The sequence below is a fragment of the Spirochaeta cellobiosiphila DSM 17781 genome (assembly GCF_000426705.1).
Taxonomy (GTDB): Bacteria; Spirochaetota; Spirochaetia; order DSM-17781; family DSM-17781; genus Spirochaeta_E; species Spirochaeta_E cellobiosiphila.
Genome location: NZ_AUFW01000018.1, coordinates 15,596 through 31,134, shown reverse-complemented (window position 1 = coordinate 31,134; position 15,539 = coordinate 15,596). Strand labels below are relative to the sequence as shown.

17 protein-coding genes are annotated in these 15,539 nt (G+C 35.1%); 11 read left to right on the top strand and 6 right to left on the bottom strand.

The genetic code is table 11. The features are described from left to right. Complete coding sequence (locus K345_RS0103930) at positions 1–1,452, top strand: P83/100 family protein (protein ID WP_028973074.1); 1,452 nt, start codon at positions 1–3, stop codon at positions 1,450–1,452. 14 nt (positions 1,453–1,466) lie between these two features. Continuing rightward, complete coding sequence (gene pyrB, locus K345_RS0103925; RefSeq protein ID WP_028973073.1) at positions 1,467–3,035, top strand: aspartate carbamoyltransferase; 1,569 nt, start codon at positions 1,467–1,469, stop codon at positions 3,033–3,035. Here the strand turns inward: pyrB and K345_RS0103920 are convergent. From K345_RS0103920 to K345_RS0103900, 5 genes are all read right to left on the bottom strand, one after another. Further along, complete coding sequence (locus K345_RS0103920) at positions 3,032–3,424, bottom strand: ParB N-terminal domain-containing protein (RefSeq protein ID WP_028973072.1); 393 nt, start codon at positions 3,422–3,424, stop codon at positions 3,032–3,034. The two genes, pyrB and K345_RS0103920, sit on opposite strands and share 4 nt — an antisense overlap. 27 nt (positions 3,425–3,451) lie before the next feature. Further along, positions 3,452–6,022 (bottom strand): penicillin-binding protein 1A, encoded by a 2,571-nt coding sequence (locus tag K345_RS19600; protein WP_083963617.1) that lies wholly within the window; start codon positions 6,020–6,022, stop codon positions 3,452–3,454. A gap of 143 nt (positions 6,023–6,165) precedes the next feature. Beyond that, positions 6,166–7,125 carry a hypothetical protein gene (locus tag K345_RS0103910; RefSeq protein ID WP_028973071.1) on the bottom strand — a complete coding sequence of 320 codons (960 nt, stop codon included), beginning with the start codon at positions 7,123–7,125 and terminating at the stop codon, positions 6,166–6,168. After that, positions 7,122–8,027, bottom strand: a complete 906-nt coding sequence (locus tag K345_RS19595) for a M23 family metallopeptidase (protein WP_053228043.1) — start codon at positions 8,025–8,027, stop codon at positions 7,122–7,124. The genes K345_RS0103910 and K345_RS19595 overlap by 4 nt, the downstream gene beginning before the upstream one ends. Further along, positions 8,005–8,436: a hypothetical protein gene (locus K345_RS0103900; RefSeq protein WP_028973070.1), complete on the bottom strand. Its 432-nt coding sequence runs from the start codon at positions 8,434–8,436 to the stop codon at positions 8,005–8,007. Before K345_RS0103900 ends, K345_RS19595 begins: the two co-directional genes overlap by 23 nt. Positions 8,437–8,546: 110 nt before the next feature. On the opposite strand from K345_RS0103900, the gene K345_RS0103895 reads away from it, so the two are divergent. From K345_RS0103895 to K345_RS0103875, 5 genes are all read left to right on the top strand, one after another. Then, positions 8,547–9,227: an RluA family pseudouridine synthase gene (locus tag K345_RS0103895; protein WP_028973069.1), complete on the top strand. Its 681-nt coding sequence runs from the start codon at positions 8,547–8,549 to the stop codon at positions 9,225–9,227. Beyond that, positions 9,214–10,215, top strand: coding sequence for an alpha/beta hydrolase (locus K345_RS0103890; RefSeq protein WP_028973068.1), 1,002 nt, complete (start codon positions 9,214–9,216; stop codon positions 10,213–10,215). Before K345_RS0103895 ends, K345_RS0103890 begins: the two co-directional genes overlap by 14 nt. A 356-nt stretch (positions 10,216–10,571) precedes the next feature. Further along, positions 10,572–10,793 (top strand): hypothetical protein, encoded by a 222-nt coding sequence (locus K345_RS0103885; RefSeq protein WP_156888295.1) that lies wholly within the window; start codon positions 10,572–10,574, stop codon positions 10,791–10,793. Positions 10,794–10,819: 26 nt separating this feature from the next. After that, on the top strand, positions 10,820–10,981 hold the full coding sequence (locus K345_RS23435) for a hypothetical protein (protein WP_211227829.1): 162 nt from the start codon (positions 10,820–10,822) through the stop codon (positions 10,979–10,981). A 187-nt stretch (positions 10,982–11,168) separates the two neighbouring features. Further along, positions 11,169–11,438: a hypothetical protein gene (locus tag K345_RS0103875; RefSeq protein ID WP_211227828.1), complete on the top strand. Its 270-nt coding sequence runs from the start codon at positions 11,169–11,171 to the stop codon at positions 11,436–11,438. On the opposite strand, the gene K345_RS0103870 is transcribed toward K345_RS0103875, so the two are convergent. Further along, positions 11,427–11,984, bottom strand: a complete 558-nt coding sequence (locus K345_RS0103870) for an RNA 2'-phosphotransferase (RefSeq protein WP_028973065.1) — start codon at positions 11,982–11,984, stop codon at positions 11,427–11,429. The genes K345_RS0103875 and K345_RS0103870 overlap by 12 nt on opposite strands. Before the next feature lie 266 nt (positions 11,985–12,250). Here K345_RS0103870 and K345_RS0103865 point away from each other — a divergent pair, with 266 nt between their 5' ends. From K345_RS0103865 to K345_RS0103850, 4 genes are all read left to right on the top strand, one after another. Further along, positions 12,251–12,580: an RHS repeat-associated core domain-containing protein gene (locus K345_RS0103865; protein WP_028973064.1), complete on the top strand. Its 330-nt coding sequence runs from the start codon at positions 12,251–12,253 to the stop codon at positions 12,578–12,580. A 60-nt stretch (positions 12,581–12,640) separates the two neighbouring features. Next, positions 12,641–13,408, top strand: a complete 768-nt coding sequence (locus K345_RS0103860) for a hypothetical protein (protein ID WP_156888294.1) — start codon at positions 12,641–12,643, stop codon at positions 13,406–13,408. 9 nt (positions 13,409–13,417) lie between these two features. Next, positions 13,418–14,062: a T6SS immunity protein Tdi1 domain-containing protein gene (locus K345_RS0103855; RefSeq protein WP_028973062.1), complete on the top strand. Its 645-nt coding sequence runs from the start codon at positions 13,418–13,420 to the stop codon at positions 14,060–14,062. Between the two features lie 516 nt (positions 14,063–14,578). Next, complete coding sequence (locus tag K345_RS0103850; protein ID WP_028973061.1) at positions 14,579–15,439, top strand: RHS repeat-associated core domain-containing protein; 861 nt, start codon at positions 14,579–14,581, stop codon at positions 15,437–15,439. The last annotated feature ends 100 nt before the right edge of the window (positions 15,440–15,539 follow it).

Here is a 15,539-nt window from a genome sequence, read left to right as displayed (position 1 = left end):
ATGTACAAAGTAATGTTATCTGTTATCTTAATTTTTTTTGCGAACAATCTTTATTCACAGGATGTTGCCAGGAATGAATTAGAATCAGTTGCTGATAAAGCAATTGAGTTTACTCGCTATGTAGGGCCTCATTCTGTTATCCAGTCTGCTAATAGTATAGCTTCTATTGGATCCTATCTTGGAAGGGAATCGTCTTCTGACAATAAAGCTAATTATGCAGATAAATATATTGTTAATCGTTATATAGAAGAATCATCTGGATTTAATGGGGATGTGATCTCTATTACGTCAAAAGCAGAAGTAGACGATATAGATAATCTGAGACGTATTCTGAGTGGTTACTTCCAACAAGCCTATGAATACAATCCGGAAGAGGCCCTTTTATTAGCTAAAGTAGTGACAATCTACAATGCTGTGTATAGAAAAAAACTCACTTATTTCATAGATAACTACGTACCATCTTTGAGTCGTTCTCTGGAAGAAGAAAATGTTGGTTTATCAACTCATTGGGAAGACTGGGCAGGGCATAGTCAGATTATTGTTCCTTTACGTAATTCTTTCAGTAGTGGAGATAATAGCAAGTTAGATACGGATAGTCTAACAACACAGGATGTTATAAATGATATAGGTAACTCTGATGAAGGTTTGGAAACACGAAAAGACATTACAGAATTAAAGGAAAATGAAATACAGGAAGATAAAGAAGCTGTTGACGCAAAGGAAGAAGAATTACAACAACGTCAAGAAGCTCTTGATAATAATGAACAAAATTTGTCAGTCAAAGATAAACAAGAAGAACAAGAAGCTATCAATCAGGAAAAAACAGAAGTTGATGAAGCTAAAGCGGATATTGCACAGAGGGAAGAACAGTTAGCAAAGGAAAGAGATGATATTGCCCAAGAGGAACAGGCAAAAATACAAAACGAACAGGAAGCTGCTAAAAATACTGATAATAATGATCCGTCTATTCAACAGGATATTAAAAAGGTTTTATTCTTAGAGGTAAATGGTCAAGGCGAACAAGCCTATGCTCAACTTGTTATCATTAATGCAGAAACGAAAGATAAAATCAAAGAATCTGCCCTGAATACAGTGAGAGGACGACGTTTTGAATACTATGGTAATTCTATACTGGTTGTCGCTGGTAGAGAAGATCGGGGAGGGGCTGTAAAACTAATCCTACTTGATTCCAGTGAACTTGGAATGATCTTGGAAAGCGATGTGGAAGTCTTTGGAAATACTTTATTATTGCAGGATGGTCAAAATATATATGCTGTTGTTAAATCAGGTTCTGATTGGGTGTTAGGATTGTTAAATTCTGAATTAAAATTGGTAGTAGAATCGGAAGAAAAAGTATATCCTTACACAGCGATGGAACTCGCTGAGGGTAAGTTATATCTTCAAAGTCAGAATGGTAGCATCTTATCCCTTGATCCCAAGACATTACGTTAATTAGAGGTAGTATTGTGAATCATCCTTTTAAAGGAAGAACTATATCTGTAGTCGAAGACCTATCATTAGATGAACAATGGTATATGTACCAACAGACAGCAAAATTAAAAAGATCTTTAAAGGAAGGAAAAGATGTATCATCTTTTCGAATAAATGATCCAGAGTTCTCTGTGTATTTAATGTTTTTTGAAGATTCCACTAGAACAAAGGAATCTTTTCGTAATGCTGCACTCTTTCATCGATGCAGATTAAATGTATTTGATGCAAACAGTTCATCATTCAATAAAAAGGAAAGTCTAACTGATACTATTAAAATGTTAACAGGTTATTCAGAAAAGTCTTTATTCATCATTCGATCTCCTCAAGAAGGTGTTTGCCGTATGCTTGAAACAAACATTGGAGACTATGCTGAGAAAATGGACTTTATTCAACCATCATTTATCAATGCAGGAGATGGAAAACATGAACATCCTACCCAGGAATTCCTGGATGAGTTTAGCTTTCTTGAACAAAACGAATGGAATAGAGACTCCATTCATATTGCTCTGGTAGGGGATTTATTTCACGGAAGGACTGTTCACTCTAAAGCTAATGGACTAAAAATATTCAATAATGTTTCAGTAGACCTAATTGCTCCTGCAGAGCTTTCAATGCCTAGTAACTATATACAAATAATGAAAAGTAATGGATTCAAAATTAGAGAATTTCAATCTATAGAGTCATATTTAGCTCAACAAGATGTGGCTAAAATATGGTATTTCACAAGATTGCAACTGGAAAGAATGGGGGACAAAGTTCTAGATAAAGCTGATAGCTTAAGATCTTCAGTAACTTTTAAACGCCAATATCTTAAGGATATACCTGAGGGAACAAAATTCTATCATCCCTTACCTAGACATAGAGTCTACCCAGTAATTCCCCCATGGTTAGATTCCACTGACTTAAATGGTTATGATGAACAATCTGTAAATGGATATTTAACAAGGATTATTGAAATTGGTTTACTTGGTGGTGCTCTCGGTGAGGATTTTACCGGTGCTACAAAAGAAGTAATATACAAAGATGAAGAGTTTGTTATTGGTGCACCAATTAAAAAGAAACCAGTAAGAGATGTTAAGACGGGAATCAAACCAGTTGAAAATGGTATTGTTATAGATCATATTGGGTTTGGAGCGCCAATTCCAAAAATATGGAATCAAATTGATAAAATACGAAAGACAATGGAGCTTAATTATTCCAGTTCTCATGGTGTATTTTCTTCACGGAATATTGATCAGTATAAAGGAATAATCAGCTTACCTAATATCCTGTCATTTGATAGGCGTCAAATGAAAATGTTAGGAGCTATTGCTCCTGGATGTACTGTAAATATTGTCAAAAATCAAGAAGTTAAAGAGAAATATCGATTATTAATGCCTCCACGTATATATAATTTTGATCAAATAAGTTGCCGAAATACTAATTGTATTAGCCATAAAAGTCATAACGAGCCTATAATAACAATGTTTTATAGATCTTCCGAAGATAGATATGTTTGTAAGTTCTGTGAAAAATCCTATAGTTTTGATGAAATATGGAATTAATCCTTTTTTTTGAAAATACTATGAAAGAAGTTCATTAGAAAGGTTTTGATTCTATTGATTAAGGAAGGACGACGAAGACGTTCTAGTCTTTGATAACCTTCCTTGAGTTCTTCTGTGGATAGGTTTTTTCTATGTAGATTCTCTTCAATTTCTAATTCCAATAATGTAAGACTAGTTGCTTCTGAAATAATTAACACTGGAATCTGATTCCAACCTAGTTTCTTTGCTGCCGTAAGTCTCCTTTCTCCAGCTATTAAACAATAATCAGATGTTACTAGTATGGGATTTATTAATCCGTTCTTTTTGAGACTATTTATTAGGGGTTCCAGATTACCTAAATCTTTTCTCAGACGTTTTCTTACTTTGATTTGATTAATAGGAACTTTCATATTCCTATTTTACTAAAGAACTCTCTATTAGTCCAATAGAGAGTTTATAGGTTCTTCTTGATCAGCCGAACTGGATGAATCACTATCAAAATCAAAATCTAAATCCAGAGCATAGTCTAGATCGTTAGAACTGTAATTATCATCAAGGTTAGTAGTGATATTTAAATCTAAGTCATCAAGAGGTAAAATTTGTGCAGATATTCCTTGCTTCATAGATTCAATCAAATCATCATCTCTATCATGTTCATATTTAGCTATATCCTGTGAGTTAGCCCTTGGTTCTGTACCTGAGAGAAATATCTCCTTGATAACCTTTCCTTTCGAATATTCTGTAGGTCTCATTCCGGTTTCGGAGTCAATATTTACTTCCACAAGTCCATTTTCTGGTCTTGGAAAATCAACAGGTTCTAATTCTTGATGTATAGATCTCATATATTCTGCCCATGTGGGACCAGCTGCTGTCGCTCCTGTTAGATACAAACCTAAAGAGCTTCCTGACTTATCAAATCCAAACCATATGGCCGTTGTTACATAGGGGCTAAAACCAACAGTCCATGCTGCTGACCAGTTTTGAGTTGTTCCTGTCTTACCAGCCATTGGCATGGGAAGCCCTGTTTTATAGCCTTTGTAATAGGGATATGTTAGATAGTCATGAGTCGCCCATCTTAATGTACCTTCTTTGACTGTTGTCTTTAGTATGCTTACCATTATATAGGCTTCTTGTGGTGTCATTATTTGTAATGACTTGCCTCTTGACTTCTGTTGTTCTCTTAATTCTTTTTCAGGAGATACAATTATATTACCTTCTCTGTCTTCAACATAGCGTATAGATAATGGATCAACTTCCATTCCCTGATTGGGAAACGTTGCATATGCTCTAGCCATTTGTAAGGGTGATACTGATATTACACCTAATGCTAGGGGGTATTTTCTGGGGAAAACTCTTGCGATTTCCTCTGGATCAGTTATTCCTAACATACGGCTTGCTCTATTAATAGCCGCATCAAATCCAATTCCATCAAGAACCTGGACCGCTGGTACATTCATAGAGTGGGCCAAGGCTTGTCTCAGTAGAACAGAACCTTCCCATTCTCCCTTATAATTTAAAGGTGTGTACCAAGACCCGTCATCATTATAGAAAACGATGGGTTTATCTTCAATTCGTGTAGCGGGCGTATACTTTCGACTAGAGATAGCAGCAGAATAATAAAGTGGTTTAAAAGAGGATCCCGGTTGCATTTTTCCTTGAACAGCTCTGTTGAACTGATTAAGAGTATCAAATTTAGAACCACCTACCATGGCTAGAATATAACCTGTACGGTTATCTAAAGTGATCAAGGCTCCTTCTACTTCATTTTTCTTAGAATCCTGTCGACTTTGGTACACTGAGCGGATGGCCACGTCTTTGATATCTGTCATACCAAATACAGTTGCTAATATATCCAGTGTAGGGGTTAGATCTTCTTTAAAATGTTGTCTAGCTTTTGCCTTGTTTTTGGCTCCTGCTACACGTATATCATTTATATTATAGACTAGAGATAGTAAATCAACGATGGGCACATATTCATCATTGACAAAGTCCATTTTATGAAAAGTTTCCCGTTGATATTGGTTGTTAACTTCTTTAATACGTCTTGACATAATTTCTTCTGCTTGACGCTGATAATCCAAATTAAGAGTGGTGTGAACAATATATCCGTCTTTGTATATATCTTGTGCCCCATAAATAATGTTGTCCAACTCTCCACGAATATATTCTGAGAAATATGGAGACTGATCTTCCCTTTCAAAGAAAGCAGTGGCTGTAGAATCTCTCTGCCAGTCATAATTGGTCCAGTATTCTTCAAAACTTTGATCTACATATTCCTGGGAATATAAACCTGCTGCCACTGTCTGTTCTAAGAGGATATGTTGAATCTTCTTTGCAGAATTAGGCCTTTTAATTGGACTATATAATTCTGGACGAACAAGTTGAATAACTAACATAGCTGATTCCGCTAAACTTAGAGATCTGGCAGAATGCTTGAAGAAGAATTGACTAGCTGCTTCAACACCATATGTTGAGTGCCCGAAATACATCTTATTAACATAATTTTCAAGGATTTCCCATTTGGATAGTTTTCTCTCAAGTTGAAAAGCCCACCATAACTCACGAACCTTTCTGGTTATCGTTAGTTTTGTTCTGTCTGCGTACATATTACCAGCCAATTGCTGACTCAAAGTACTACCACCAGAGACATATCGACCTAAAATAATATTTGCCAGGGCTCGGGAAAAACCCATAATATCGAATCCAGAGTGTTTGAAGAAGTTCTGGTCTTCTCTTGTGACTAGTGATTTAACTAAATTATCTGGTAACTGGGTAATTGGTACGATTTCTCTCTTTTCATCAGAGAAGAATTCCGTAATTAAGTTTCCATTAATGTCAAGAATTTGTGTTGGCAAAGCGGGGTTGGATTGTCCAAATTTTTCACTGTTTTGAATATTTTGACTGGAACCCAAAGCCCAACCTAAAAGGCTACCAATGAATATGGCAGAAAAAATTGTTACACTAAAAAAGCTTATAAATAATATCCGTTTTTTGCCTGTAAAAGTCATAATCTGTACAGTACGTCAGTGATCAGTTAATGTCAAGATTAAAAGACCGGCACGGGGGGGTGCCGGTCATCCCAAAAGGGAGTCGGACTATAGTTAACTGGGAGGGGAACTAAAGCCTCGACATTAAACTTATCGACATGATTTCATTGGATTTTAGCTTCTTCTATCAAAATATCTAGAAAAATACTTATTTTATATTCCTTTCCACCTTGTAAATAGAGACTACGTGATACTTGATGATCCCCTAAAGTAAAAAAGAAGCTATGTTCGCCTTCTTCAAAGCTTAAAGGAGCCTCTAATTTATCAGAGTATTTTGTTCCATCAATGATAACTGAAGTCCCTTCGGGTACATCGAAAGAAATGACGGGTTTCTTCTCTGTTATTTCAATAGGGATTGTTAAGGTTTCTCCCTTTGGTACTTCGAATTCATAAACTGTTTTTTCATGATAGGGACTAGTTATGATTGCTGTATATTCCTTGTTATCAAGCATAATAGGAGCATCCGGACTATAGTAGGTATTGCCATTTATTTGAATATTTAGACTATTGCGATATTCTTCCCGCACCTTACTATAATCAAAGACTACAGCACCTTTGTTTTTACTGATCTTTTCAATGCTTAGGTTGATTCTGATTCCACCTGCATCTTCTGGTAACCCTTTCATTAATGGTAAAAATGTAAAGATCAAAGGATCTTCATCTTCTCGTAATAACCTGGAAAGGGCAAAGTCCTTCAATATTTTATTATTTGTTGAGTCACAAGGAAAGTAGATCAGAACCTCATCTTTTGTTGGTAATATTTCTCTAAACTCTCGAGTACCAGTGTAATAACGATTATTGACAGAAGGTTTTGGATATACATTGGAATAAAGACTGATAGCATAACTATTTTCGTAACGTTGATAAGACTTTGGAATGGAAATCTTTAACATATATCCTTGTGTGAAGGGGTCAGAGTGGATATTCAGGATCGCTAGTTCTTCCAGTCCTAGCATTAGATCTGTTTTCGGGTCAATATTCCCTTTGATAGGTCCTCTTATATTATCAGAGAAGGCAGACATTCCCATTAGGAGTAACAACAGTAATAATAAAATCTTTCTCAATTGTCTTCCCTCATTAGCTTCATAGGATCCTGACTTTTGTCATCTTTACGTATTTCGAAGTGTAAGTGAGGACCTGTCGTCATACCAGTCATTCCTACTACTCCAATAATCATACCTGACGTTATATCTTGATTCAAGAAGACATTTATTTTTTTTAGGTGACCATATACTGTTTTATAACCGTTTTGGTGATCTATTATAATGTATTTACCTAATATATTGTTATTTCCCAAGTCATAGACCACTCCTCCTGCCGCTGCATAAACTTCTGTTCCTATTGGTGCTGCCAAATCTACACCATTGTGAAACTGTTGATGTCCCGTAAATGGATTGGCTCTATATCCATAATGGCTCGTTAGATGATAAGTCGATAAAGGAGGCTGAAAGAGAATTTTTAAATAATAAGAACGTTCTATGGGATGGAATCTATCGCCTGACCAAAATAGTATTGTTTCTAAATGATTATTTATTGGTAACTTGAGCTTTTGTGGTTCTTTTTTGGGTGATAGGCGTAATATTATCATCTGTTCCAGTGAGTTTCTCCCCTTAATTGATGTAAACAATCCTGGTTGATTAGGTATGAGAACAGTATTTCCTTTTATGAGTGCTCTATTATTCTCATACTGGTTTAAGGTAACAACCGCTTCATAAGGTAGACCAAAGTAGCTTGATATATCGAATATATCCATATTTCTTTCTAAAACATATTCATATATTTTCAAAGGTGGAGCTTTTTGCTGGGCTGCTTCATATAGATAGTATTGTTTTACTTCTTTTTCTAACTGGACAAATAGCAGGTCTTTTTTGCCAATAGTCTGCTTTATTTGTGGATAAAAGCTTTGTCCCCCTATTTGAATAGAAAGACAGAATAAAATAATACTATTTATTAACTTGAAATCCATAGAGCATCTTCCCAATAACCAAAAAAGCAACAAAACCAGCAGGAATGATGATATATAAAGGAATATGGCCATTAAGTGCAAATACAATAAGAGCTAAGGATATGATAAATAAAATAATAACTGCTAGTTTACTTACGATAGGTAGTACATTCTTATTTATCCATTTTATCCAACTTCCTGTTTCCTTTACTTGTTTGCTTGCCATGTTCCAAAGGGAGAAGAATATCGTTAAAAATACAAGTAGTAGCACTATAGTTGTAAATATCCTTCCATGATTTTGGCTTAAGTACCACAAAGGAGTAACTACAACTAAACTAAGGAATGCTGATATTGCAAAGAAGATAACAATATTTAAAGCTTTTCCTAGTATGAATTTATAACCTTTAATAGTGTCTTTTAATAATTTCATGCCTGAATAATATCTTAACAAGAAGAATTAAACAAGAAAGATGATTGTTTATAAAATTAGTATTTTATTTGCTTTTGTTAAAAGAAAAAATTCGTTATACTTATTAGGCCGTGAAAATAGTATATGAAGATCAGTGGTTCTTGGTAGTAGCAAAGACAAATCAAGAATCAGTACAACCAGATCTAACCAAAACAGTATCTCTGGTAGAATTGTTAAGATCCAACTATCCCCTTATAGCACCAATAAATAGAGTAGATAAGGTCGTAGGGGGTCTTGTTTTATTTGGTAAGAATCCTGAAGCCCAGAATAAAGGGAGGGAAGTCTTTACTCAAAATAATACCTCTAAAAAGTATTTAGCCATTACATCAAATAAACTGCAAAATGATAGTGGTGTTTTGGAACACTATATAAAGAGAGATGGCCGGTATAAGAAGTCTTTTGTGAAGGACGAGAAATGGTCTGACGCCAAGTTAAGTAGGCTAAGATATCGTCTGTTAGATCAAAGTGACACATTATATTGCTGGGATATTGAATTATTAACAGGTAGATTCCATCAAATCAGATCACAACTAGCTCATATGGGCTGTCCTATTCGTGGCGATAGAAAGTATGGTTATCAACGTTATAATAAGGGTGGGGGGATACATTTACACTCATACTATTTGTCCTTTCATAACCCTTTTGTTAATAAACAGATTACTATATTTGATTATCCCTTAGATGATGCCATTTGGGATTTATTTATAAAAAACATTGTAAGAAAAAAAGAGGTTGAAAGTGAAAAAGTTTAAATTTCAAATTATTAGTTTATTTTTATTGATACTGTCGAGTATGGGTATTTGGGCACAGGAGTACCAAAGTTATTTTGATGAAGATTGTGACGTTGTCTATCCTGACACGAATACACCAAAAGGAGTTGTGATTCTCATTCCCTATACGACTGGGACAAGCCAAGAGTGGTACACATACCTAAAAAAAGCAGGATTGCCAGCTGATTATGTTTGGGTACTACCTCCAGGTCGACCTCAGTATTCTCATTATCTTCCCGATTTTACAACATACATTGAAAACTATGAAAAACTAGTCATCAGAGGTCTCCAGCAAGTAAAGGCTGAATTAGGGGCCCTTCCCAAAAAGAGAGTTTTAATGGGTTATTCCCTTGGTGGTGATCTCTCTTGGGCTTTAAGTAATCGAAATCCAACCTTCTTCAGCTATGCTATTGTGATGGGGTCTAGATGTAGTTATGCATACACAAAGGGGAATGTTCATTATTTCTTTTCTATAGGAAATAGTGATGCTATTGTTAGACGGAATGGAATGGGCTATGCCTATAAATTAATAACAGCTTCTGATAGTGAGACACCTATTATGTATTTTAAGGGAGCTCATGAATTGCCTCCTGATGATGTTATTAGATCTGCTTTTGCCTTCTTTGATAAAGAAGGGCAACCACTTGATATTCCTGATAACATTGCCCAAGTGCCTCAAGTTCAACCTAATGAAGCTAATATTATATTTACTTGTGCGATTAGTCAGGGGATGTCTGCCTTGTATTACTTACCAGAGGGGAAAACAAACAAAGAGGAAGCTATTTCTATTCTAGAGTATCCACTTCAATATTTGGAAAAGCTCGAATTGAAAGTTCCTGTGAAAGACTCTGTTATTCAAGGTAGTTTAGTGGCAGAAACAACTTCTGGAACGTATATAAAACCTCTTGCTAATGTAGGTGATGGTGAGAGAATTAAGATGACTATATTTAGCAAGACTTATAGATGGTGATTTATACAGTCTTATATCTATAAGTATAGTTAAAATACAACCTCCAGTAAGTAGAGACCACCAGTGTAGCATATAATATATTTTTTACTGATTGGTCTCTGTATTTTTATAATCTTCTTTTTTTTGATTGATCCTATGGGGTTGGAGTCCGAATTTTATAACTTAGGAAAATATGATTTCTTACCTTATTTGAGACAAAATTCGAATTTTTTGCTAGATAATTTGGTTAGTGGTCCTTCAAATATTTACAATGTATTTGCTCATTCAGTTAATACAGTTACAAATACTTTAGGATATTTTAACGATGGTATAGCAGTGTTGATGATCGGATAGATGATGACCTTTCATTGACTGGGATGGGTCTACGAGAAGATTTGATGATGATCCCATTTTTTAACCAGGCTTTTGCATTAGAGCGGTTAATGTTTATGATCAGCAGTGAGTTCGCAGGTACATATGTATTAAACAAGGGCTCTAGCATATTAAATAGTATAGATGATATAGTTGCTGGGAAGGAAGCCGTTGAGGAGGGTGTAGCTCTTAATCCAGCAGAAATCCTTTTAGTCAAAATTCTGTAAATGGTGCTGATGAAATCATAACAAGTATGAAGGCAGATGGTTCGGTAGGCGATCCAATAGATCTTGTTAGAATGTCAGATGGATCATTAGTAACGCTAGACAACACAAGATTACTTGCTGCTCGTCAAGCTGGAATAGATGTTCAAGCCATTGTGCGTGATGGATCCTCATCTCTTCCCACAATATGATAGAAAGGTTCACAACGAAAAGAGGCGGTGTCCCTTCAACATGGGGAGACGCTGTGCTGAATAGAATTGGAAGTCAAAATTCTCTTTATAGGACAACTTACCCTACAGGTTCTCCTTTCACAGGATGGAGTGGAAACTAATGAGTTTAATATTGAACAAGTCATACCAACGAGTCATTGATTTGAATTTGATTAATTTAGAACCGTGGTTTTTATTAAGTGAAGATCAAATTAAACAACGTCAAAAAGGTTTTAAAGACAGATTCCCTTCTCGTCGACTTATACCTTTTGCAAAACGTGATGATAATGATGATGTTGCATGTTTTGAAGAAGGAAAAGAAGATGAAATCAAAATAATACATGATTTTGCAACCCCCGGATTTGAGCAAAGGCAAGTTTTTCCTACTTTTTGGGATTGGTTTAAATACGCGATCAATGAAATGATATTATTTGAGTGATATGTTTTCAGTGTTTATATACTCTGTTGGTATTTTATCAGTTAACCATACACCATTTTCTGAGAAATTGAATCTAAATCCATCTTTATGCATTTGCGATGCAGATATTGTTAATACAATTGGTTTTCCATGGCGCTGTCCTACTTTTAGGGCCGTTTCTTTATCTGTGGACAAGTGGACTTTCTGCCTTGATCCTGAATTAATACCCTCTTTCATGATAGATTCCAAAAATCGGGTCGCTGTTCCATGAAAAAGATGTTGTGGTGGTGTTTGGGCTTCAAGAGCAAGATCAACATCAAGTGAATGCCCTTGAGCAGCTCTTATTTTTTGCCTATCATCTGACAATGAAAATCGCTTTTTGTCATTTTGTTCGACAACAGCAAAGAAATCTTCACGAGAAATATCGGTTCCAGAATCTCTACTCTTCAGTAACAAGTCATCGATGGAAGCCCATCCGTTTTGGTCGAGTGTTATGCCAATTGCATCAGGCTTATGTCGAAGTATATAACTTAAAAATTTGCTAATCTGTGTCAGTTTTGAATCCATAATGCCTTCCTTAAAAGATGAACTCCTAAAACACAATCAAACCGTGTAATCTACAGGCTGAGGGCTCCGGCATCATGCCTCCGCCCAGTAATGCTTTTTCTGTTAACCTCATCCCGTGTTTTATAACCGTTCTCTTTTTTGATTTAGGTGTAACCGTCAATATTGGGTGTGGTAAACCCCTAATTGAGTAAATTAATCTTTTTAAACAACCTAATGTAAAAGACTATCCCACTAATTGTGTCTGAAGTCAACTGCACACTTATCGCGTGTTTGATCAGGAAGGAAAAGTCCTAGAAGAACATAGTGATTCCACTGTTGTTCGTTATGTGTTCCTTAAATCAAGACGCCTTGCCAGAATAGAGAATGATCAGACCCTCTACTACGGAGTGGACTCTACAAACTCTACAATCTTAATGACTGATGAGAAGGGAGAAGTAGTTTGGAGCGCAGATGCTACTCCTTTTGGAGATTATGCTAATATGGATTCCGATCTTGATATTAGATTCAAGTACACAGGTAAAGATATTGATGAAGACACTGGTCTTTATTACTCCAATGCCCGTTGGTATGATGCTGAACTTGGAAGGTTTATATAAGAGGATCCTATAAGAGATGGGTCTAACTGGTATTTGTACGTTAGTAATAATCCGCTTGTTTTGATTGATCCTACGGGGTTGATTGATACACAAATCGAGTTGGATAATGGCATTATATATGACTCTGGTGAAGGATTTTTGCAAAAAAATATACCTACTCCTCAAATTGATTTTGAAGATCCCAATTTTGATTGGTCAAGTATAGATTTTAAACAAGATACTGAATTTGAATTCTATGGTGGACGCTATACAATAATTCCTGGTAAAGATGGAAAAATAAAGTTAACACAACAAGAAATGGCAATGATATCGGCTGGTATGGATTTTATTCCTTTACTGGGTGATGCTAAAGGTTTTGGTGAAAGTATAGCTGGGTATTCTTTTGATGGTGAGAAACTTAATAATTGGCAAAAATTATCAGGATTTCTTCTTCTTGGAGAGATAAAACACTTAGACAAATTAGTTGGAATAGCTAAATCTTCTGATGTTTTAGAAGCCATTGATATTGTGCTTAAATATAAAGATGATTGGAATGATGTACAGTGTGCGGCGGCTGATTTAAAAGTACAAGCTTTGACTGAAGCTTTCACAAGAAAAACTGTAGTTGGACCAAGGAAGAGCACTGCAAATATATTTAGAAAATCTAATTCATTGGAACAAAATGTAGAAGTAGATCATCTTATTGATTTACAACTTGGCGGTTTGGATATATTAGAGAACATGTGGTCACTAGATAAGTCTGTCAATAGAAGTTTAGGAGCTCAAATTTATCAGGCACTTAAAGATGTACCAGCAGGTACTGTTATTGAAAATTTTAAAATTGAGTAGAGGTAATATATGAATTTTGATACTTTCTTGAGTAAGTACACAGAAAATGAAGAATTGCGAGTCTTTGATGATGAAGATTTAGAGAGTAATGATTTATTAACTGAACGAATTAATACATTAGAGGACTTATTTAGTCGATTAGGTGGTAAAACTTTTAATAATGGGCTTGTACGTGTGTGCACTAAAAAAGGGGCCTATAAATTAACTCGTTGTTTTGAGAAAATGTATAGCAATGGTAAAGATAATATCCTAGTATTTGCGTTTGATTGGTTAGGAAGGCATTTTGCAATAGATTATACTGGGAAGAATTCTACAGAAGATCAAACTTTTCTACTAGAACCGGGGTCTGGTGAACATTTACTTATTCCTGCAGGTGTTGAAGGCTTTTTTAATTATATATTAATTAATCTGGCTCAGGATGCTTTAGCAGCAGAATCCTTTAATGAATGGTTCAATATTTCAAAGACAGTAATTGGATTTGATGAATGTGTTGGTTACAAAGTTCCTTTATTTCTGGGTGGCGATGATGATTTTCACAATTTTGAAATTACAAATACAGAAGTCTATATTGAAATTTGTATTCAACTATTACATAGGACAAAAAAACTTAAACCAGGGCAAACAATCAACAGTATTCGTTTTGAAGATAATTAAAAAGAAGTTTTATATTTTTCATCGATGATTTTACTGTTTACATATAAGAAAATATTTATTTCTAAAAGGGGGATTTTTATATCCCCTTACCTTTTCAACAAAATATAGGAAACTCTGAGCCAGGGTTTTTAGTTTGGATTTTTTTTAATCATTTATACCGATCCATAATAAAGTTACAGTCAATTTGTAATCATCAATCTTAAGGGCGGTAAACCTCTAATTGAGTTACTTTCTCCTTTGAAACAGCCCAAGGGAAAAAATTTTCCAACTCAGTTTTATCACCATGAAGTTCAAGTTCAAGTTCAAGAAGTTAAATTTTCATATACCTAAAATGGGTTAAGATCGTTAATTTAATTGTTTCAAAAAACGTATAGACAATACATGAGGCTTTAGCCCCTTCTGGACTTCCTGAAAAGAACCAGTTCTTTCGACCAATAACTAAAGGCAAGCTACACCTATAACATTGATGGATTAAGAGTTAGACGAGAAGGTGGCGATGGACAGGTCACTGATTATGTGTTTGATCAGGAAGGAAAAGTCCTAGAAGAACATAGTGATGACACGGTTGTTCGTTATGTGTTCCTTAAATCAAGACATCTTGCCAGAATAGAGAATGATCAAACCCTCTACTACGGAGTTGACTCTACAAACGCTACAGTCTTAATGACAGATGAGAAGGGAGAAGTTGTTTGGAGCGCAGATGCTACTCCTTTTGGGGATTATGCTAATGTAGATTCGGATCTTGATATTAGCTTCAAATACACAGGTAAAGATATTGATGAAGACACTGGTCTTTATTACTCCAATGCCCGTTGGTATGATGCTGAACTTGGAAGGTTTATATCAGAAGATCCTATAAGAGATGGGTCTAACTGGTATTTGTATGCCTATAATAATCCGATAAATAATTTAGATCCTGATGGTAAAATAGTCATAGCTGATGATATATTACTAATAACTATTTTTGGTAGTGCTGCTCTATTCGCCGATTTTAGTTTTATAAAACATAGAGATCCATGGGCTGATATGCCAGTTGCACCAACTGTTGGAAAGCCATTAACAAAATGGGGAAGTAGTTTACCTCCAGAGGGTGATGGAAATGGAAACCATCCGAAATTTGACTTTAATAATAAGTTTGAAAAAGTTGGTCTTGGGATTATCGTTGGCGTATATTTTTTGTCAGAATATGTGAAACCATTTATTGAATCATATGGACAATTACAAGATCAATCTGATTCAGAAAAAACTATAAGTAATGGCCCTCCTCAATCTGACTTTACAGAAGAAGATTTAGCAGCAATTGATAAAGTATTAGAAAATTATAATTTCTTTGATAATAGTTTTTTTAATGATACAGATACAAATACAGGAAAATAATGAGATGTTAGGAGGTCTTATGATATGAAACTTCTAAATTATTGTATAATTGGATTTATTCTTTTCAGTATAATATTAATACTGGTTACATTTTTTCTTG

Excerpts from the sequence above, each read along its gene's own strand:
- K345_RS0103870 (WP_028973065.1), bottom strand. The coding sequence starts at position 11,984 with ATGGATTCAAAACTGACACAGATTAGCAAATTTTTAAGTTATATACTT.
- K345_RS0103885 (WP_156888295.1), top strand. The coding sequence starts at position 10,572 with ATGGGTCTACGAGAAGATTTGATGATGATCCCATTTTTTAACCAGGCT.
- K345_RS0103855 (WP_028973062.1), top strand. The coding sequence starts at position 13,418 with ATGAATTTTGATACTTTCTTGAGTAAGTACACAGAAAATGAAGAATTG.
- K345_RS19595 (WP_053228043.1), bottom strand. The coding sequence starts at position 8,027 with ATGGATTTCAAGTTAATAAATAGTATTATTTTATTCTGTCTTTCTATT.
- K345_RS0103900 (WP_028973070.1), bottom strand. The coding sequence starts at position 8,436 with ATGAAATTATTAAAAGACACTATTAAAGGTTATAAATTCATACTAGGA.
- K345_RS0103930 (WP_028973074.1), top strand. The coding sequence starts at position 1 with ATGTACAAAGTAATGTTATCTGTTATCTTAATTTTTTTTGCGAACAAT.
- K345_RS23435 (WP_211227829.1), top strand. The coding sequence starts at position 10,820 with ATGAAGGCAGATGGTTCGGTAGGCGATCCAATAGATCTTGTTAGAATG.
- K345_RS0103920 (WP_028973072.1), bottom strand. The coding sequence starts at position 3,424 with ATGAAAGTTCCTATTAATCAAATCAAAGTAAGAAAACGTCTGAGAAAA.
- K345_RS19600 (WP_083963617.1), bottom strand. The coding sequence starts at position 6,022 with ATGACTTTTACAGGCAAAAAACGGATATTATTTATAAGCTTTTTTAGT.